General features: G+C 29.4%; 13 protein-coding genes. 2 read left to right on the top strand and 11 right to left on the bottom strand.

Translation table 4 applies throughout. From position 1 onward, the window contains the following. The first annotated feature begins 24 nt into the window (after positions 1–24). Positions 25–861: a MurR/RpiR family transcriptional regulator gene (locus tag MCJ_RS02495; RefSeq protein WP_012751720.1), complete on the top strand. Its 837-nt coding sequence runs from the start codon at positions 25–27 to the stop codon at positions 859–861. 5 nt (positions 862–866) lie between these two features. Here the strand turns inward: MCJ_RS02495 and MCJ_RS02500 are convergent, their stop codons facing one another. The 9 genes from MCJ_RS02500 to MCJ_RS02540 form a co-directional block, all read right to left on the bottom strand. Beyond that, complete coding sequence (locus MCJ_RS02500) at positions 867–3,455, bottom strand: cation-translocating P-type ATPase (protein WP_012751721.1); 2,589 nt, start codon at positions 3,453–3,455, stop codon at positions 867–869. A gap of 117 nt (positions 3,456–3,572) precedes the next feature. After that, positions 3,573–4,937 carry a dihydrolipoyl dehydrogenase gene (locus MCJ_RS02505; RefSeq protein WP_012751722.1) on the bottom strand — a complete coding sequence of 455 codons (1,365 nt, stop codon included), beginning with the start codon at positions 4,935–4,937 and terminating at the stop codon, positions 3,573–3,575. Between the two features lie 199 nt (positions 4,938–5,136). Next, positions 5,137–6,030, bottom strand: a complete 894-nt coding sequence (locus tag MCJ_RS02510) for a type I phosphomannose isomerase catalytic subunit (protein ID WP_012751723.1) — start codon at positions 6,028–6,030, stop codon at positions 5,137–5,139. A 1-nt stretch (position 6,031) separates the two neighbouring features. Next, a complete protein-coding gene (locus MCJ_RS02515) occupies positions 6,032–6,307 on the bottom strand; it encodes a hypothetical protein (protein WP_012751724.1) in 276 nt (91 codons plus the stop codon). Continuing rightward, entirely contained in the window at positions 6,300–8,282 is a 1,983-nt protein-coding gene (locus MCJ_RS02520; protein WP_012751725.1) for a PTS fructose transporter subunit IIABC, read from the bottom strand. The genes MCJ_RS02515 and MCJ_RS02520 overlap by 8 nt, the downstream gene beginning before the upstream one ends. Positions 8,283–8,430: 148 nt before the next feature. Beyond that, positions 8,431–9,105: a signal peptidase II gene (locus MCJ_RS02525; protein WP_012751726.1), complete on the bottom strand. Its 675-nt coding sequence runs from the start codon at positions 9,103–9,105 to the stop codon at positions 8,431–8,433. Next, positions 9,095–11,752, bottom strand: coding sequence for an isoleucine--tRNA ligase (gene ileS, locus MCJ_RS02530; protein WP_012751727.1), 2,658 nt, complete (start codon positions 11,750–11,752; stop codon positions 9,095–9,097). Before ileS ends, MCJ_RS02525 begins: the two co-directional genes overlap by 11 nt. Before the next feature lie 2 nt (positions 11,753–11,754). Further along, entirely contained in the window at positions 11,755–14,349 is a 2,595-nt protein-coding gene (locus MCJ_RS02535; RefSeq protein ID WP_012751728.1) for a DNA topoisomerase IV subunit A, read from the bottom strand. After that, positions 14,339–16,276 carry a DNA gyrase/topoisomerase IV subunit B gene (locus MCJ_RS02540; protein ID WP_012751729.1) on the bottom strand — a complete coding sequence of 646 codons (1,938 nt, stop codon included), beginning with the start codon at positions 16,274–16,276 and terminating at the stop codon, positions 14,339–14,341. Before MCJ_RS02540 ends, MCJ_RS02535 begins: the two co-directional genes overlap by 11 nt. Before the next feature lie 89 nt (positions 16,277–16,365). Here MCJ_RS02540 and gap point away from each other — a divergent pair, with 89 nt between their 5' ends. Beyond that, positions 16,366–17,373 carry a type I glyceraldehyde-3-phosphate dehydrogenase gene (gene gap, locus MCJ_RS02545; protein ID WP_041594538.1) on the top strand — a complete coding sequence of 336 codons (1,008 nt, stop codon included), beginning with the start codon at positions 16,366–16,368 and terminating at the stop codon, positions 17,371–17,373. Positions 17,374–17,584: 211 nt separating this feature from the next. On the opposite strand, the gene MCJ_RS02550 is transcribed toward gap, so the two are convergent. Both MCJ_RS02550 and MCJ_RS02555 read right to left on the bottom strand, forming a co-directional pair. Further along, positions 17,585–18,466 carry a 5'-3' exonuclease gene (locus MCJ_RS02550; protein WP_012751731.1) on the bottom strand — a complete coding sequence of 294 codons (882 nt, stop codon included), beginning with the start codon at positions 18,464–18,466 and terminating at the stop codon, positions 17,585–17,587. Then, positions 18,459–21,395 carry a DNA polymerase III subunit alpha gene (locus tag MCJ_RS02555; protein ID WP_012751732.1) on the bottom strand — a complete coding sequence of 979 codons (2,937 nt, stop codon included), beginning with the start codon at positions 21,393–21,395 and terminating at the stop codon, positions 18,459–18,461. The genes MCJ_RS02550 and MCJ_RS02555 overlap by 8 nt, the downstream gene beginning before the upstream one ends.

A 21,395-nucleotide genomic window follows, 5' to 3' on the forward strand; every position in this document is an offset into this window, starting at 1 on the left:
TTTATATAGTATATAATTAAAGCTATGAAAACAACTATTTTTTCTCAAAAACAGATTGAATCCTTGACAACAGCAGAAAGACAAATTATTGATTTAAGCTTAAAAAATCCTGTCTTTTTTTATAACGCTTCAATTAAAGAGCTAGCTAAAAAATCCAATGTTTCAATGTCGGTAATCTCATTATTAACTAAAAAATTAGGTTTTGATTCACTAAAAAATATGCAATTTTATGTCTATCACCATTATTTAAATTCAAAAAATATTCTCCTAGATTCCAATAGTGAGAATAGCAAAATTTTAGATCAACTTCACTTTTATTACAGAGATTCAATTACTAAAACTGCCCATTTAATTGATTTAAACTCAATTAGTAAAATTAGTGAGACTATTTCTAACGCAAATAAAATTTTTCTCTATGGAGCTGGCTCTTCATCACTGGCCGCAAGCGAGCTTGCTATTAATTTGCAAAAATTAGGTTTAAATGCAACAAGTTTTTTTGACTTTCATAGCTTTTTATTAACTAGCGGCCAAAATCAGGAATCTACAATTATTTTATTTTCAAAATCATGCAAAACTAAAGAAATCGAATTCATAATTAAACAACTTGGAGACAAAGGTGAAAATCTCATTATTATTACTGCTAATAAACAAGTTATTCATCAAGAAAAAAATCAAGTATTAATTTATCAAACTTTAGAACAAAAACAACGCTTTATTTCGATTTCTTCCAAAGTTAATCAATATTTTGTATCAGATTTAATTTTTTTCATTCTTGCTAATTCTATGGATATTAAATATCAACAAAAATATGAACAAAATTATTTTCTCTTAAACAATTGAAACAAGAGCTCCAGCAATTAGCTAAATTAGTTAAAAGTCTTTATTTTTATAGCTTTTTTAATAATTTTGTAACTTTGATCGAGCACAAAAGGTAATAAACTAAAAAGTAAATAGACAAATTTTCAACTATCAATATTTTTATAGATATCCATGTTAAAAATAGTGTTGACATAAGGAACAAAAACAACAAAAATGATTGCTAACAAACTAAGAAGAAAGCCTAAATGCAAATATTGAATTTGTCTAAAGTTAACAAAAAATAAACTAGTTGGTACACCTAAAGCATAAGACAAACTTGCCAAGGAAATTGCACTAACAAAAAAGCTGAGCGCTGATGCTTGTTGAGGATTAGAAATATTTAAATAATAGACTAACAAACTCATCGCTGTTGTAATTAGAACTCATTGACTAATTTGAAAAATCATTTTAAAATTAACTAATGACTTATTTTTGTCTAAAAAATCTTTATTCATAACAGTTTTGTCTACACTTGTTAAACTCATTGCAATCCCGCCAAATGTTTCAGAGACAACATTAATCCAAAGAATTTGCAGGGAACCAAAAATTTTTTCTTTGAATATCAAACTACCTATAAAAACCGTTAACAACATTGTAAAATTAGCTATTAATAAATAGATTAATAATTGCTTAATGTTGTAGATGACACTTCTACCCTGTTTAATTGCCTTGTATAAGGTAGAAAAATTATCATCAGCTAGGACAACGTTGGCAACTTGTTTGCTCACTTGTGTTCCTGTAATACCCATAGCAAAACCAACATTTGCTTTTTTAAGTGAAGGGGCATCGTTGACCCCATCACCTAACATGGCAACAGTGTGATTTTTGTTTTGCAAAGCATCGACTATTTCTAATTTATCCGCTGGCAAAACTCGTGCATAAACCTTGTAATTTTCAATATTAGTTCTTCATTTTTCTTCATTTTTTCATTCTTGATTGCTAACTGCTATTTGATTATCAGCTAAAATATTGGCTTGTTTGGCGATACTACTTGCTGTAAAAAGTGAGTCACCTGTGATCATAATTGTACTAATTTGAGCTTTGTTGAGCTTGCTGACAACTTGGGGTATTTCTTGTCTTAGTGGATCTTCCATTGCTAAAAAACCATCAAAATCTAGATCAAAAAGTTGCTCTTTTAAAACATTATGATGAGTTGTAATATTTTTACTTGCAATTGCAAAAACTCGCAAGCCATTGTTTTGGTATTGTTGCAATTTAGTATAAATTGTCTGATTAATATTTTTGCAATATTTTAAAATAACTTCGGGTGCTCCTTTGACAAAAAAGTGCAAATTGTCTTCATTTTTATATAAAATAGCGCTTAATTTGATATCCGAGCTAAAAGGGATTTGATCAATAAATTGATAGGATTTTAATAGCTCTTTTTTATCTAGATGGTGTTTTTTGCTCGCTTGTAAAATTAATATTTCCTCTGGATCACCAACAAAAATTTCTTGCTCATTTTCGAAATAAGAAAAAGCTTGAGTGTTTAAAAGTGCTTTTTTTCAAAATAGTTCTTTTGGAATTTGATTAACAAAAACATCTTTAATTACCATTTTGTTTTCAGTTAGTGTACCAGTTTTGTCACTGCAGACAATTGAAATATTACCTAGAGTTTCAATTGTTTGTAAATCTTTGACAATTGCTTTATCCTTGGCTAGTTTTTTTACTCCAATTATCAAATTAATTGTGATTAAAGGAATTAAAGATTCAGGGATAAAACCTATGGCTAAACTCAAGGAGACAATAATGGCTTGTTCAGCAAAACTATAGTCACCTTTTTCCACCATGTAAATATAAATAAAGAAGAAAATCAAAGAAAAAAATAGTGCTAAAAAGGCAATATATTTAGTAAACTTTTTTAATTTTTTTTGCAGTGGTGATTCTAATTCTTGAGTATTTTCAACTAAATGGGCAATTTTCCCCATCTCTGTTTGCTCACCAACTTTATTTACTAAAATATGGGCTTGACCTGCAAGAACATTGGTTCCAGAATAAACCTGAGCTTTTTTATCATCAAATGAGCTAAAGTTTTCTTTAAAAACTGCCTCTGACTCACCAGTTAGCATTGATTCTTGCATTTTCAAATTATGTTGATCAATTACCAAACCATCTGCAGAGACTACATCGCCTGAATTGATAACCAAGATATCACCAACAACTACCTCAGAAGTAGAAATATTTATTTTATTAGCATTTCTGATTACTGTGGCATTAGGATTGTTTAGATTTTTAATTGCATTTAGTGCTTTTTTAGTCTTATTTTCTTGAACCAGACTAAAAATTAAATTAATTATAATAATAATAAAAATTACTACTGGTTCTAAATAAGCAATTAATTTTTCTTCAAATGTTTTGAACTTGTCATTAAAAACAATGTTTAAAATTAAAGAAATGATAATAACTATAATTAAAATCAAACTTAATGGTTCCTTAAGTTGATTAAAAATAAGTTGTCAAATTCCTTTTTCCTTAATTGGCTTTAAGTTATTGGTCCCATATTTTTCTTTAGAAAATTCTACTTGTTGTGTGGTTAAACCTTGTTTATAATTAAGAGATTTTAAAAAATCTTCTTTATTTTCATAATTGATTTTCACTTAAAATTTATTCCTTTTTATTTTATTGTAAATTATACAAATTTAAAGCTATTTTAAATAAAAAATGCAATAAAAAGATTGTTTTATTGCATTTTCAAAGTTTGAAGGAAAACTTGTTTACTTATCTAAATTACTAAAAACTATTTGTCTTGTGATATAGTAAATAGACTCAGATAAAGTTGGGTGTGTGTAAGCGCTTTTTTGAAGATCTAAAATTGTTAACTTGGATTTGATTGCTAATGCAATTTGATTAATTAATAATGAAGCTTCATCTAAAAATATTGTTGCACCAAGAATTTCAAAGGTTTTTTTGTTAAAAATAAGTTTGATAAATCCAAGTTTAAAAGCATTTTCTGCATGCGCTCTAGGCAGTGAACTAGCTGCAATTTCTGCTACCTCATAATCAATTCCCTGCGCTTGTAATTGTTGTTCACTACTTCCTACAGATGCGATTTCTGGAGTTGCATAAATTGTTCAAGGAATAAATCTTGCATTGAATTTTTCATCTGAGCTACCAGTTATAATGTGTTTTGCAACTATATCTCCATGTTTATAAGCAACTGTTGAGAGCATCAGTTTACCTGTAACATCACCAATTGCATAAATATGATCAATAGAGGTTTGGAAAAATTCATTAACTTCAATAAAGTTTTTCTCATTAAATTTTAAATTTAGACTAGCAAAAGCTTCGTTGTTTGCACGACGACCAACTGCTAGTAAAATATTATTGGTCTTGTGATAAATATGTCCATCATGATTTTCTAAAATTAGAGCACCATCTTCATATCTTAGCACCTTTGTTGCCTCGTATAAAGTAATTCCTTTTTCAGCAATTACAGCTTTTGCTGCTCTAGAAATTGATTCATCCAGATTTGCAAATAATTGTGGTGCTGCTTCAATAATGGTTACTTTTTTGCCAAAAGATGCATAAAAGTATGCAAATTCAAGTGAAATTGCACCACCACCGATGATTGTTAGTTCATCAAATTTAGGATTTTTAGTTAACAAATCATCTGATGTATAAACATTTGTTGCCTCAGCTCCTTCAATTTTAAAGAAGTTAGGTCTAGAACCGCTTGCAATAACTAATTTATCAAAGCTGTATTGACTACCATTTGCTTCAATTGTATTTTCATCAATCACTGTTGCACTAGCTTCAATAATAGTTACATTAGAAGTAGTTAGTCCGCCTTTGATTGCATTTTGTAGTTTTGCGCTATTATTTGCTACATTTTTAAACATTGTTTGAAGATCATAGTAATTTTCAGAGTCAATTCCAAAGTCTTTACTACGTGCTAAAGTGTTTGCAATGCGAGCAGATTTCATTAAAGTTTTGGTTGGAATGCATCCTCGATTAACACAGTTACCACCAAAAAATGATTCTTCAAAAATAACTACTTTATTACCAGCTTTGGCTAAAATAAGTGCTAAAGAGTATCCTCCTGGACCCGCTCCAATAACTGCAATATCAAATTTATTCATATTATTTTCCTTATTTTAATTTCTAATAGACTTTTATTAATAAAATGCCTATTAAACAAAAGTATACTACTTTTTAGAAATAATAAATACAATTTTTTATTTTTTAGATATCTGCTATTTTATATTAAAAGAGAGGATAAAAAAATTAGCATTTTTTAATAGTTTATTTTATTAGAAAAAATGTTAAATTTGACAAAATTTATTTAGTGATTTTGTTAATTAAAATCTTCGTTTTTCCTTTAAAAATATAGCTTTTTTGAACTTTAGCAGAAATAATGAGTGCATCATATTTTTGAAAGGCTACTCCTTCTAAATCGCCTTGACCTTCAATTATGATTACTTCATATCAATAAACTTTTGTAGGATCACTTGTCAAAACAAATTGATCTTGAATATCAACAACTTTGAGGTTAAAAAAATTATTGCTTATAAGTTGGCCATTTTGAACTTGAATGACTTCAGGTTGTAATTGCTTATCAATTACATCTTTTGCTTGCTCAATGTGCAAACTTCGAGGTTTATTTTCATCATCAAGACGATTATAATCGAAAATACGGTAGGTAATATCACTATTTTGTTGTAATTCATAAACTAATGAATTTTTTGGTAAAGCATGAATCATTCCAGCTTTAATATAGACAAAGTCATCCTTTTTTAAAGCAACTTTGTTTAAATAATCTAAAACTTTATCACTAAATAATTGATCATCGCTAATAGTTGGCAATTGCAGACCAATATAAAAAGGGTGTAGATTATTTTCTAACAAATATCAGCACTCATCTTTGCCAAGTGAGCCAATTTTTTTTGCATACTCATCATTTGGATGAACCTGAATACTCAAGTGATCAGCAGCGTCGATAATTTTGTGCAAAGTTGGATAAACACTAGCTGGATAATTATTAAAAAAGTCTTTATTTTTATAGAAAAATTCATCTAAAGGGATACCATTTTCTAATTTAGATTGGCGATTTTCAATCGCACTTATTAGCCAAGCTTCACCAACTAAATGAGCTAATTGAAAGTGTTTTTGCAAATTCTTACCAGCCCATATTTTTTCCTGAAAATATGGTTTTAAAAAGTAAAAAGTTTTCATTTTAGCTATTTAATTTTTTGTTAAATAGGTGATTTGCAAAAAGAAGTTCTAAAACAATTAATAAGATTGCTATTGTGATAGAAAAAACACCATAAATATAACTAGTTGGACTAACAACATTTTGAAAATCTTTTACATTTTCAATTTTAGCGCTAACAAAATTAGCATAAACTTCTCGACCAGTAACTAAAAGTGAGATCCCTAGTATCAACATAATTAGCGCGACAAAAGCAATTATTAAAAAACTTAGATGACTTTTGTCTTTAAAATTAAGCATTTTTATCCTTTCTTGGTGCTTTTTTAGCACTTAAAAAGTTTATTTTGTTGCTTGAAAAGAATTTAAAATCTCTATTTCTAGTCAAACCATAAATTAACATAGTAACAACACTACCTATCAAAATAGCAACAAAAAAGAAAGCTATTCCGCCACCAACTCCGTAATTATTACTACTTATAGCACCTAAAACTCCTACAATAGGCCCACCATGAGCTGCTGCATTAGTAACTGAGAGAGCAGCGGCAATTGCACCTGCAACTGCAGAGCCGATTACATTAGCAAAGACAACCCTTTTTGGATCACTAACTGCAAATGGGATTGCCCCTTCAGAAATACCTATAAATCCCATAATAATTGCTGAAATTCCCAGTGATTTTTCTTGACGATCAAATTTTTTGCCAAATACTAAGGTAGTTAAGCCCATACCAATTGGCGCTACTGGAATAGCAGCGGCGACCATTCCCATTGGTTCAAAAATTTTAGAGGCTACCAAAGTGGCAGATGTTAAAAAGGCTACCTTATTAATTGGACCTCCCATATCAAAGCCAATCATACCTCCTAATAAAAATCCAAGTAAAATTACAATTCCTAGATTAAGTCCATCTTTGTTGCTAAAAACAGACTCGAGTGTTTTGATAAACTTGTCCATTACATAGCCAATTGGTGCCCCAATAACAAAAACTACTATTAAGCTATAAAATAGGGTAACACCAATTGGAATTACAAAAATTGGAATCACAGCGCTTATTGAGTTTTGAATTTTCAGATTTGCTATATATTTTACAGTATAACCAATGAGGTAACCAAATAAAATTGCACCTAAAAATCCCATTGGGGTTTGGACATTAATGCCGCCAATATTATAAAATAAACCGGCATTGTTGGCAACCGTCGAGGTCACAAAAGCGGGCATGAGCGCAGCTCGACCTGCTATTGAATAAGCAATGTAGGCACCAAGAGCCCCAATCATGATATTAAAAGAGACAACTCCAATTTGTAGCATGTATCAGAGAAAATCGCCTTTTGGTGCCTCGTTGCCACTACCATAAATTGATTTTCCAATACCAAGAGAAAGCGCAATCATAATTCCACCAAAAACCACATATGGTATCATGTAGGAAATTCCTGTAATGACATGTTTGAGAAGTCCTGGTTTATCAGATTTTTGAGTAGAAATATTTCGCTCACCCTTTAAAATAGGAGCACTTTGAGCTTTTTCAACCATTTTATCAGCTTGATGAATTGCATCTTTAGTTGAACAAAAGAGCACTTTTTTACCAATAAATTGTTCAGTTTCAATTTGCACATCAGCAGCTATTATCACAAATTGCGCCTTATCAATTTGTTCTTGAGTAATAACGTTTTTAGGACCTACCGAACCACGAGTTTCGACTTGGCTTGCAAAACCTGCCTTCGAAAAAGCCTCACTGATTTTTTCAGCTGCTAAATAAGTGTGAGCAATGCCGACTGGACAAGAGGTAATTGCAAGTGCTAAAGGTTGTTCTTCGTTGATTTTTATAGACTTTTGCTTAGTGCTTTGGTTAGAAATAGCTTGGTAAATTCGCTCTAAATTATTACTTTTGAGCTCAACAATTTGCTTTTCATCTAAAATCATAGTTGCAATTTGTGCTAGCAATTCTACTTGTGTATCATCTGTATATTTTTTAGGAAGTAAAATTACAAACAAATATTTTGCTTTGCTTTGATCTTGATTTTCTCAAGCAATTCCACTTTCAAGACTAATATAAAAAAGTGTTGGAGATTTTACAGCTTCACTTTGAGCATGAGGAATTGCAAATTCTTGTTCTAACCCAGTTGAGATTTGCGCTTCACGAGCTTGCAAATCAGCTAATAATTTTTCTTTATTATCAGTGATTTTGAGATCAAAAGCAACATTGATAATAAAATCAAAAACTTCTTCTTTACTATGAAGTTTTTGGTTAAGAAAAATATTATCTCTTGTAAATATGTTCATAGTTTCCTTTCATTTTTTTACTTTTAAAGTTATATTCAAATTATCTTATACATTATTAAAAGTTGTAAAAAATAAAAAAATATTTTGCAAAATTTTGTTTTTTTACAAAATATTTTTTTATTTATTTTGAACCCAAAAGGCTATATTTTTATAGATTTTTCTCTTCTAAATCCTTGGATTTTAATTCTTGTTTTTCTACCTTGGTTCCTAAATTTTTCTTATCATCAATATTGTTATTTTTGCTTTCTCTAAACTTTTTAATGATTGTTTCAATAAAAACAACTAAAATCATACCTATAGGCCCTACAAAAATAAAGATATCTGCAAAATTGAATGTCCCACTATCACGATAAGGTAAAAATAAAATATCTTTAACCGCGTTATTATTTTCTTTGTCATACAAGAAAGTATAACGATCAATTTCATTCCCGATGTCACCAGCTAAAAGTGTTGACATAAAGACTAAAAAGAGATAATTTTTACTAAATAATATAGAAATAATCAATATCACTGCTATAAAAAATGCAAAAATATGAATTGTGGTAAAACCAATAATTTCATTAATTTTTGAGGTAACTCCTGGATGTAATAGTGGTCTAAAACCAATAATTTTCCAATCAATTACTCTTACAAAACCACTTTTTGTACTCTCAATAAATTCTTCATTAGTAAAAATTAAATTTTTAGTTAACTGATCTAATAATAAAAGTAAAAAAACAATGATAGAAGCCACAATAGCGTTTATAATCATCCGCTTTTTACCAACTTGATGATATTTACTAAACAAATATTTTTTAAATTTAAGCAAATATTTATTGCCCATCAGCTTTATAACCTTCTAAAAATTTTTCACAACGACTACATAAATCTTTGTTTAAACCACTAAAGTGATTTCAGCAACGTAAACATTTACTAGATTCAAATTTTTCAACAGCAAACTCGCTTGCAAAACTAAAATCACCGATCATTAATAACATTTTTAAATCAAGTGAGTGAATAAATTTTGAATCACTAGCAATTTTAACATAAGCTTCATTTGCCCTCTTGATCACTCCTGATTTAATAGCTTTTTCAACAAGTTTATAAACTTTGTCTTTGATTTCAAAAAATTCTTTTCATTTTGTATCTAAGTCTTGATTAAATTCAGATTTTTCAAAAAAGTTTTCAAGGTGAACTGAAACCTTTTTGTCTTCCTTATTAATAAATGAATAAACTTCTTCAGCTGTTGTCGGCATTATCGGAGCTATACTGATAACTAAAACATTGAGCAATTCATACAAATTCTTTTGAATTGCTCGTCTATTTATATGATCTTGTTTGTCTGCATATAAACTATCTTTGACAATTGATAAATAAAAGTTGGAAATTTCAATAATGAAATTATTAATAAGTTTGACCACTTTGACAAAGTGATAATTATCGTAATTAGTAATAATTTCGTTTTTAAATTGAACAATTTTATTAGCTATATAAGCATGTATTCCTTCTCTTTGGTAAGAATCATCTTTATAGTCAATTAAGTTTGTAATTAAAAAACGAATAGTGTTTCTAATTTTACGGTAGATTTCAACATTTTGTTCAAAAATTTCTTTTGAATAAACAACATCATTAAAATACTCACTATTTGCCACTCAAAGTCTTAAAACATCTGTTCCATATTTATCAATGAGCTCAAGCGGACTAATTCCATTACCTTTAGATTTCGACATTTTATTGCCTTTAGCATCTACAACAAATCCATGAGATAGCAACTTCTTATAAGGTGATTTTTGTTGGTAAATATACGAATTAATAAGTGAGGAATTAAATCAACCTCGATATTGATCTGATCCTTCCAAATATAGATCAAAAGGTGATTTTTCACCATCGATATCAGCTGCTAAAAAGCTAGATCCTGAGTCATATCAAACATCTAAAATATCTAATTCTTTTGTTCAATTACGATTGCGAAATTGCTCAGGTAATAGCTCATCAGTCGATCATTGATACCAAATATCACTACCATGTTTTTCAATCAAATATATTACATGATCAAAAAGAGCCAATTTATCTAAAACAGGTTTGCCTTTTTCATCATAAAAAATGATAAGTGGAACTCCTCAACTTCTTTGACGTGAAATTATTCAATCTTTTCTACCCTCAATCATTTTTTCTAAACGATTTTTAAGTCAATGCTCAGGAAAATCTATTGATTGAATTTCTTTGAGAATGCCTTGCTTAATTTTTTCAACAGAAATAAATCATTGCGGTGTTCCTCGATAAATAACTGGTTTGTGTGTTCTTCAGTCATGAGGAAAAGAGTGTTTGATAAAACTGAGGTGTAGGAGACTATTTTTTTCTTCTAAAAATTGACCTATTTGTTTGTTGGCATCTTCATAAAATAAGTTAGCAAATTGATCTGCTTGTTCATTAAAAGTTCCATCATCATTGACATGCATAATCATTTCAAGATTAAATTCTTTACCAATTCAAAAGTCATCTTCACCAAAAAGTGGTGCCATGTGCACTAATCCACTTCCCGAATCTAAGGTAACATGGCCACCTAAAACAATGGGACTAATTTTGTCTTTAATTGGTCTTTTATAGGTAATGCCAAGTAGGTCTTTACCTCTAAAAGTTGTATGAATTTGAACATCTTTTCAACCTAAAATAGCTAAAACATTGTCTAATAATTCTTGAGCTACAACATAAAAATTACCTTGATATTCAAAGCGAGTATATACAAAATTTTCACCAACGGCAACTCCTGAGTTGGCAATTAAAGTTCATGGTGTGGTAGTTCAAATAATTAATTTATCTTTAGCTAAAACAAAATCATTTCCATTTTCAACTTCAAAAGCAACATAAATTGAAGGTGATCTGTGATCAAAATATTCAATTTCTGCTTCAGCAAGAGCACTTTGACTACTTGTTGATCAATAAACTGGTTTAAGTCCGCGATAAATTAAATTTTGGCTCACCATTTCCTTAAATAATTGTAGTTGTTTTGCTTCATAACTTGGTTTATTTGTTTGATAAATTTTACTAAAATCAGTAAATAAATCTAACTTTTTAAACTGAGACATTTGTGATTGAACTTGAGAATTTGCATAGTTATTTGCCAATGTTCTAATTTGAACTACATCTTGGTCTTTAATTTGACTAATAATCTTATTTTCAATAGGTAATCCGTGAGTATCTCAACCTGGAACAAAAGGTGCATAAAATCCTTGCATAGTTTTATAACGAACTATAATATCTTTTAAAATTTTATTCAAGGCATGACCTATATGTATGTCACCATTTGCATATGGTGGGCCATCATGAAGAATGAAACTTTGTTTATTTTTGTTCATTTTTAAAGCTTTTTGGTAAATTTTTTCTCTTTCTCAAAAGCTACGATAGAAAACTTCTTTTTGAGAAAGATTAGCCTTCATAGAAAAATCACTATTAAAAATATTTAGTGAATTTTTGTAGAAATTCTTATCCATAATTATTCCTCTTCAAATTTTTTAAGCAATGCATCTATATCAATCTCATTGACTTCTTTTAACTTATTTTTAACTCTTTCAATTGCTTCTTGAGTATTAAAAATTTTATTTTGCTTAGTATTTTTTTCTTTTGTTATTTTATTATCATTTTGAATATTTTTATTAATTATTTTTTTATTTGATTCTTCAATTGGTTTAACTTTGCTTGATTTCTCAGTTATTAAATCTTTAGTATTGAAAAATTTATAACAATATTGTTTACCTTTTTTTGCATCTTTAAAATCAGCTAATGAATATAATTTGATATTATCATCATAATATAAAATTTGCAAGTTTGTATCAAATTTGGTAAAAGATTTTGGAAATTCAGCAAAATCTAATTTAGTTTTTAAATTTTTTAAACTAGCTCCTCGAGCACCAAAAGTGATTTGACTATTGCTAATTTCTTCATAACTTGCTCAACTATCAATGATAGCAATTTTCTCGCCATCCGCTATGGGGTAAGCTAATTGAATTTGCTCACCTTTTTTCAAAGTTGCTAGTTTAACACCAGCTGAGTTTCTACCATAAATTGGAATATCAATTTCAGCTACTTTTAAACTACGATTTAAGTTACTAATAATTGCTATATTTGCCAAATTATCTGTTAAATAAGCACCAATTAATTCATCATGTTCTTTTAGTTTGAAAATATTTGTTAATTTTTTAGTTCTTAAATTAAAAAGCGAATCTAGACTAACACGTTTTGCCAAACCATGTTTGGAAACCAAAATAATATTAGAATTATTTTTGTTTTCTGAGATATTAATTTGGGCAACTATATATTCATCTTGTTGAAAATCTACTTCAATTTTTAAGTCATTACCTATGTTTTTGTAACTAGTTTCTTCTAATTGATGAGCTGCAAGTACAACAAGATTTGCTTTATTTGTAACTAAGAAAATTTTATCTTTTAAATTTAATTTTGTTAGTAAAATTAAAAAATCATCTTTTTTAATTGCATACTTATCGAGATCGCTCAAACTAAAATTTTTAAGTGAAATTTTTTTATAATAGCCTTGTTGAGTTATACCAAAGTAAATATTTTCATCTTTTATAAGATCTTCATGATTAATTTTAATACTAAAATCTTTTTTTAGAATTTGTGTTTTTCGAGGTTGACCAAAATTATTTTGTACCTGTTTTAATGTTTTAATTAAAAACTTTTTAAAGGCAGTTGAATCATTTTTGAGATTATTTAGTAATTCAATCTTATTTTCCAATTCTTTAGATTCACTTAAAAAATTTTCTTGATCAATTTTTGATAAACGATAAAGGCGCATTTGAGCAATCGCCTCAGCTTGAATCTGAGTAAATCCAAAATGAGCAATCAAATCTTTTATAACCCCAATTTTAGAATTATCAGAAGCACGAATTACCTTAATAACCTCATCTGTAATATCTGCTACTTTTAAAAAACCTTGTATAATTTCATAGCGTTTTTGACTTTTGAAGAGGTCATAATCAATTTCTTTTAATTTAATATTTTTTAAGTGGTCAAGGTAGTATTTAATCATTTCAGAAAGTGAGACCAACTTTGGTGAATTATTGCAAATAGCAACACTATTATATGAATAGTAAATCTGCATATCTGTTTTTTGCAACAAGTAATTTACCACTAAATCAACATTGGCATCAGCTTCTAAATCAATAGAAATTAAAATTCCATTACGATCAGATTGATCAATGACTTCTTTGATTCCATAGACTTTTTCTTCAAAGCGAATATCATCAATTTGACGAATAAGATTGGCTTTTGCTATCCCATAAGGAATTTGACTAATTTGAATGGAAATGTCTTTATTTTTGTTTACAATTTCATATTTAGCAACAAGCGAAATACGACCTTTTCCTTTAGAAAAAGCATCTGAAATTCCACCATTGTCATAAACAATTCCACCTGTTGGAAAATCAGGGCCTGGAATTATAGATTGCAATTCGGAATTAGTAATTTTTTCATTTTTAATCATAGCTATTGCACCATCGATGACTTCTGAGAGATTATGAGGAGGAATTTCTGTCGCAAATCCCGAAGCGATTCCGATAGCACCATTTACTAATAAATTGGGGACAATAGTTGGTAAAACGGTAGGTTCTTTTTCAGAATCATCAAAATTGGGGGCTCAGCTGATGACATTTTTATTTAATAATTCGAGCATTAATGCACTAATTTCTTCAAGTCTAACTTCAGTATAACGCATTGCCGCTGCTGGATCATCATCGATTGAACCTTTATTTCCATGCATGTCAACAAGGGGAATATTAATTTTTCATTCTTGCGACATTCTCACCAAAGCATCATAAATTGAACTATCACCATGAGGATGATATTTACCGATGACATCACCGACAACACGGGCAGATTTTTTATAAGCTTTTTCCTTTTTTAAACCTAGCATCCACATTGAATATAATATTCTGCGCTGCACAGGTTTTAAACCATCGCGAACATCTGGGATAGCTCGATTTTGAATAACATATTTAGCATAGCGAATAAATTTTTCTGCAACTATGTTATCAAGTGAAGAATTAATAATTTGATTTAAATTAGTTTTCATAATTGAGCTCATCCTCTATTTTTAAACGGTCAAGAAAACTATCTTCTAAACTAAAATCAACATTTTTCTCAATTCAAGTTTTCCGAATATCAGTTTTGTCACCCATAAGAGTAAAAATTCTTCTTTCAACAATAGCAATATCATTAATGGAAACTTTGACTAAAGAACGAGTTTTTGGATCCATTGTAGTCTCTCATAATTGTGCTGCATTCATCTCTCCTAAACCTTTATATCTTTGGATTTGTGCATTTGGTTTTTTAGCCAACAATTTAGCCAACTCTTTTTCATCTCAAGCATATCTAACGTCTTTATTTTTATAGCTTAATTTGTATAATGGCGGCTGAGCAATATAAACATGACCATTTTCAATAAGGGGTTTCATATATCGAAAAATAAAGGTTAAAATTAAAATTTGAATGTGTGCACCATCAGTGTCGGCATCAGTCATAATAATAATTTTGTCATAGTTAAGATTTTTTAAATTAAAATTGACACCAAGGCCAGTTCCAAGTGCTGAAACAATTGCAATAATTTCTTCATTTTTTAACAAATCAATTAATTTAGTTTTTTCAGCATTTACTATTTTACCTTTTAAAGGTAGAATAGCTTGGTTAAAACGGTTTCGTCCTAATTTTGCAGAACCGCCAGCTGATTCTCCCTCGACTAAAAAAATCTCGCGCTCTTTTGCATTTTTACTTTGAGCTGGGGTTAATTTACCTGACAAAATCCGCTTTTCTTTGGAAATATTTTTGCTAGTTTTGTTTTCTATTTTTGCCAATTTAGCAGAAATTCGTTCTTGATATGAATTGTTGACATGGGTAATAATTTTTGCTGCATCTTCTTTATTTTGAACAAAATAAGTCATTAATGAATTATAAATTATCTCCTCAGTGACAGACTTTGCAATTAAAGTTGATAATTTATTTTTGGTTTGACCAACAAATTCTAAAATAGGCTCAGGAACTCGCAATGATAAAATTGCTGATAAACCTTGTTTTACATCACTAAATTCAAGATTTGTCTTAGCTTTTAGAAGACTTTTTTGTTGTCCATAAGTAGTAATTGCTCTCAAAAGTGCTCCACGAAATCCATTTTCGTGTGTTCCACCTTGATCAGTTTTGACATTATTTACAAAGGAAATAATGGTATCTTGATAAGAAGAGACATATTGAAGGGCAACCTCAAGTTGAATTCCTTGTGATTCCCCTTCTAAAAAAACAACATCTTTGTGCACAAGTGACTTGCCAACATTGATAAATTCGACAAAGCTGATTAAGCCTTTTTGAAAGAAAAAGATTTCATTTTCATTGCTAATTTCATTGTAAAAACTAATTTTTAAATTTGAGACCAAAAACGAAGTTTCACGAAGACGCTCAGATATAATATCTGATGAAAAACTAGTTTGTGAAAAAATTGAAAAATCAGGTCAAAAACGCACAGTTGTTCCTCTGTTTTTGCTTTTTTCTACTTTTTGAGTAGAGACATCAAGATGACCACCGTTTTTAAAGCTAGTAAAATAACTATAACCATCACGATAAACTCACACCTCAAGCTTGGAACTAAGAGCATTAACTACCGAAGAGCCAACACCATGAAGACCAGCTGCCGTTTTATAAACATCATTTGAGAATTTACCACCAGCGTGAAGTTCGCTAAAGACTAATTCGACTCCAGTTTTTCCACTTTTATGTTTATCAACAGGGATGCCTCGACCATTGTCGCTAATTTCAATTGAATTATCTTTTTTTAATATTAGCTTGATTTCTGTAGCAAAACCTGCAATAGCTTCATCAACAGCGTTGTCAAAAATTTCTCAAATTAAATGGTGTAATCCGCCTATATCTGTCGAACCAATATACATTCCTGGTCTTTTTCTAACGGCTTCAAGACCTTTTAAAACTTTGAGTTTTTCAGCTGAATATTCCATATTTTCCTTTTTTAGTGTATAAATATAAACTATATTATATTATAGTGATAAAATTATATAAAATTAAATTTAAAGAAAAAAGGACAAATATGAAAAAAATAGCCATAAATGGATTTGGAAGAATCGGACGTTTAGTTCTTCGCCGTATTTTTGAAATAAAAGATAGAAACATTCAAGTTGTAGCTATCAATGATTTAACAGATGTTAAAACCTTAGCACACCTATTTAAATATGATACAGCTCATGGAAAATTTGAAGGTAAAGTTGATTATATTCAAGAAGAAGACAAAAGCTTTTTAGTAATTAACGGACACAAAATTTTAATTCTTTCCCAAAGAGATCCAAAAACACTTCCTTGAGCTCAATTAGGAATCGATATTGTGCTTGAATGTACAGGATTTTTCGCTTCCAAAACAGGAGCACAATTACACCTAGACGCTGGTGCTAAAAAAGTTGTTATTTCTGCACCTGCAGGAAACGATGTTAAAACTATTGTCTACAATATTAACCACGAAACAATTACCGAAGAGGATACAATCTTATCAGCGGCATCATGTACCACAAACGCTTTAGCACCGGTTGTAAATGCACTTGAAAAAGAATTTGGAATTGAAAATGGATATATGACAACAGTGCATGCTTATACAGCAGACCAAAGAATTCAAGATGCACCTCACAGCGATTTTAGAAGAGCAAGAAGTGCAGCTAGCAACATTGTTCCTACATCAACAGGAGCAGCTAGAGCAATTGGTCTTGTAATTCCTTCTCTAACAGGGAAATTAGATGGTATGGCATTACGTGCACCTGTTATCAACGGTTCATTTGTCGACTTATCAGTCTCATTAAAATCTACCCCAACAATTCAAGAAATTAATGAAGTGATGAAAAAATATGAAAATGAATCCTTTGCTTACAATGAAGATTTAATTGTTTCATCAGACATCATTGGTGACAAACATGGTTCTATTTTCGATGCAACATTGACTAAATTTGTTGAATCAGATGGAAAAAGACTTTACAAAATATTTGCTTGATACGACAATGAATTTTCATTTGTTTCCCAATTTGTAAGATTAGTTTCTTTATTAAGTAAGTAATAGAAGTTTCAAAAAATAGAAAAAGAGTGGTTATTCACTCTTTTTCTATTTTATTTTTTTATTTTTTTTAAAATAATGTAAAATATTATTGAGCTGTTTTAAACATGTATTGCTTTGGCGGATGTTCTCTGCTGCTCAAAAAGAACAACTCTAACTTTGCAGTTGTAGTTTAAGCAAGAAAACTGTAAAACCACCTTTGCGGTGGTTTTTTTTATTTACGAAAGTTTAAAAAATTTTTTAATACAGTTTTTAATTCTAATTCTTCTAAAGTGGCTATTAACTTATCATTGATTTGAATATCTAAATTGTCAAAAATATTAAAATTAAATTTTGCTGTGTTATATAAGGTTATAAAATTCTGAAAAAAAAGAAGTTTTTCTTTTTTTTCTTTAATTTCAAGGCCAATTTTGCCCGAAATTTGATCACTATTTGCAATAATATTTTCCAAGTTACCATATTTTTCTAGTAATTTTTGTGCTCCTTTTAAACCCAAACCAGCAATAATTTTAATATTATCAGATTTATCACCAGATAAAACCTTAAAATCAACAACTTGATGTGGAAAAATATGATGAAGATCATAAAAATTATCTAAATTTTTGATATTTGGACCCTCAGCTTTAATTGTATCAACAACTATTGTATTTTCATCAATTAGTTGTAATAAGTCTTGATCAGCAGAAAAGATTACTATTTTTGCTTGTGGATTTTGATCTAAAATTTGTTTTTTAAGTGAGGCAATTAAATCATCAGCTTCATAATTATAGTCTTGACTTCAATTTATATTAGCATATGTTAAAATTTGTTTGACTTTTTCCATTTGAGTAAAGAGACTCTCAGGAGTTTCACTTCTACCTTGTTTATATTCAGAAAAAGCAAGATGTCTAGGTGTCTTGCTTCCTTTGTCAAATGCAAAGTAGCAATTTATTGGATTAAAAAGGTTTATTAATTTGAAAAAAGTAAGAAAAAATGTATGAATTGCGTTAGTTTCTATTCCTTGGCTATTTTTTAAAAGGCCACCACCATATACACTACCGTAATAAGATTTAAACAACATTAAGTTGCCATCAATTAATAAAATCGGTCTATTCATATTCTATTTCCTCAAACTTGTTATTATAAATTTTAAATTCGTTTTTTAAATTTTTACTTATTAAAAATTTAAAAATACTTCCTTTTTTTAATTGCTCAAGCAATGATACCTTTGATCCAAAAAGCAAAACATCAACTTGAGTATCAAAATCGCTTAAACTTATTTTAGCATAACTTGAGCCTGCCTTGCTTTTTAAAAGGGCAAAATTGTTAACAACAAGATTTAAACTATATTGTTGATTAGCTTCTAAGTCAACAAGTTTGATTTGATTTTTAAGAGCTTTGGGAATCGGTGGTTTGCTAAATTGCATACCAAGAAATTCAATTTCATTTTTTATAGTTTGTTGATAATCAATTTCAACTTCTTTTAAAACAAAGGGAATATTAAAAACTTGTGAATAGTCAATATATTTTTCGCCTTTGGCATCTTCAAGAATGCATGGGTAGTAATTTTTAGCAATTTCAACACTTGCGAGCAAGCTATCTTGTGAGCCAAAGCTCGCAAGCGCACTTGCTTTGATCAATTTAATAATCAGTGTTTCAGAAAAATTAATTATCTTCATTCTTAGAAAAAAGTCTATAAAATTGCTATATTTTCCTTTTGCTTCACGTTCTTTTAAAAGTGGTCTGATGTAGTTGGAGCCAATACCTTTAATCATTGTCAAAGGAAGAAAAATGAGTTTTTCTTCTAAATCAAAGGTAGCATTTTCAAAAGAATGATTAATATCAGGTTGACAAACTTTAAATCCCGATTTTTGAGCTTCGAGAGCATATTTTTTAATATTTTCATGACTACCATTTTCATTACTTATTAAACAAGAATAAAATTGTGCTGGAAACTTTGTCTTTAAATAGGCCATTTTATAAGCCAGTGTTGCATAAGCGGCAGCATGTGCTTTGTTAAAGCCATAATCTGCAAATTTATAAATTAGTTCATAAATTTTTTCAATATATTCTAGTTTGTGACCTTTTTTTATTGCGGCTTCAATAAATGAGTCCTTAATTGCAATCAATTTAGATTCATCTTTTTTGGAAATGGCAACCCTAATAATATCAGCTTGTGCCAAATTGAAGCCCGCAATTTGCTGACAAATTTGCATAATTTGTTCTTGATAAATTATAATTCCATAAGTTGGAGCAACAATTTGGTCATACTCGTAACTAATAGATTCCCACTTTATTTTATTATTCTTACGTTGTTTATAAATGGGTATTTGCTTGAGTGGTCCAGGACGGAAAAGCGAAATTGTTGCAATCACATCTTCGATGCTATCTACCCCAACTCCACGTAAAGTTGAAGACATCCCTGGCGATTCAAGTTGAAAAATTCCACTAGTCAAACCGCTAGAGAGCAAATTATTGGTAGCTGCATCAAAAAGTGGTAAATCCTCAAAGCTAAGCTCATGATTCTCTTTGGCAATTAATGTTAGAATTTGCTGTACAATATTTAAGTTTTTTAGTCCTAAAAGATCGATTTTTAAAAGTGAAAACTCTTCTAGATACTCAGCGCTAAATTGTACTTGATTGTAGCCATCTTTAGACTCTAAAGTAGGCACTAATTGACAAATAGGAACTTTAGAGACAACAATTCCAGCAGCATGAGTACCCGATTGTCTTGGCATACCTTCTAAAAATTTAGAAATTTTAAAAATCTCTTTATATTTATAGGTTTTATCTTGTTCCTGACGATCTATCAATGAACGAAAAGCTGATTTTTCTTCATCATAACATTCTTGAAGCGTCATATTCGGCTTAATTAATTTAGCATTAGCATTTACTTCTGATTCACTAATGCCAAAAGCTTTTGATACATCACGAAAAACACTACGAGCAGCCAAAGTTGAAAAGGTAATAATTGTCGCTGTGTGTTCATATCCATAGGTTTTTTGAATATAATCGATGACTTCAGAACGGCGTGTATCTTGAATATCAATGTCAATATCTGGCATAGTTTGCCGTAGCGGATTTAAAAAACGTTCAAAAAGCAAATCATATCTTAACGGATTGATTTGCGTAATATCTAGCAAATAAGAAATCAGTGAACCAGAAGATGAACCACGACCTGGGCCTATGAGAATATTTTGTGATCTAGCTCATTTAATAAAATCTCAAATTAGCAAAAAATAATTAGAAAAATTAAGCTCACTAATTACTTTATATTCACTTGATAAACGTTTGCGAACTTGTGGATAATTTTTGAGTTCATCTTGCTTTTTGATGACACTGTCTTCTAAAATAGATTTTAGATTATCATTTGCATTACTTGAGGTAAAACTTGGGACATCTGGAAGATTAAAAAAAGGTTTAGGAAATTCAATTTGAATATTGGAGACTAGCTCATTAGTGCGTTTAATAATTGATTCATCAACATCAATTGATCATTCTTGAAAATCATAAAACTTTTTATCAACTCAGTCAGCGCCTTTAATTTTATACAAATATTTTAAATATTTTTCTTCTTTTGCGTATAAAACACTACGGTTTTGGACAAAAACCGCATTTTCAAGATTGACATCATTTGAGACAACATAATAGTTATCTAATTTTAATTGTTGTTTGTTTTTTGTATAAAAACCAAGCTCTGGGTGATCAATGATAATGACATTTTCATTACTTAATTCCAAAATACTAATTTCTTGATTGTGCATCTTTTTGGAGCTCAAAGCTGAAAGATGCTGATATCCTAAATAGTTTTTAGCTAAAAGAATAAAATGGTAATTTTCAGCTTCTAATTGCAAGCCAATAATGGGATTAATGTTGTTTTTCTTACACAGGTGATAAAACTTAGGAACAGCAAACAAATTATTAATATCAGTTAACACAAGTGTTGATAAATTGTTTTGAATTGCATAATTTATCAAGGAATCAATTTTTATTGTCGAAGATAAAAAAGAATATTCACTATTAGTATGTAAATTTATTAATTGCAT

Origin of the sequence: Mesomycoplasma conjunctivae (assembly GCF_000026765.1) — a bacterium.
GTDB classification, from domain to species: domain Bacteria; phylum Bacillota_I; class Bacilli_A; order Mycoplasmatales; family Metamycoplasmataceae; genus Mesomycoplasma; species Mesomycoplasma conjunctivae.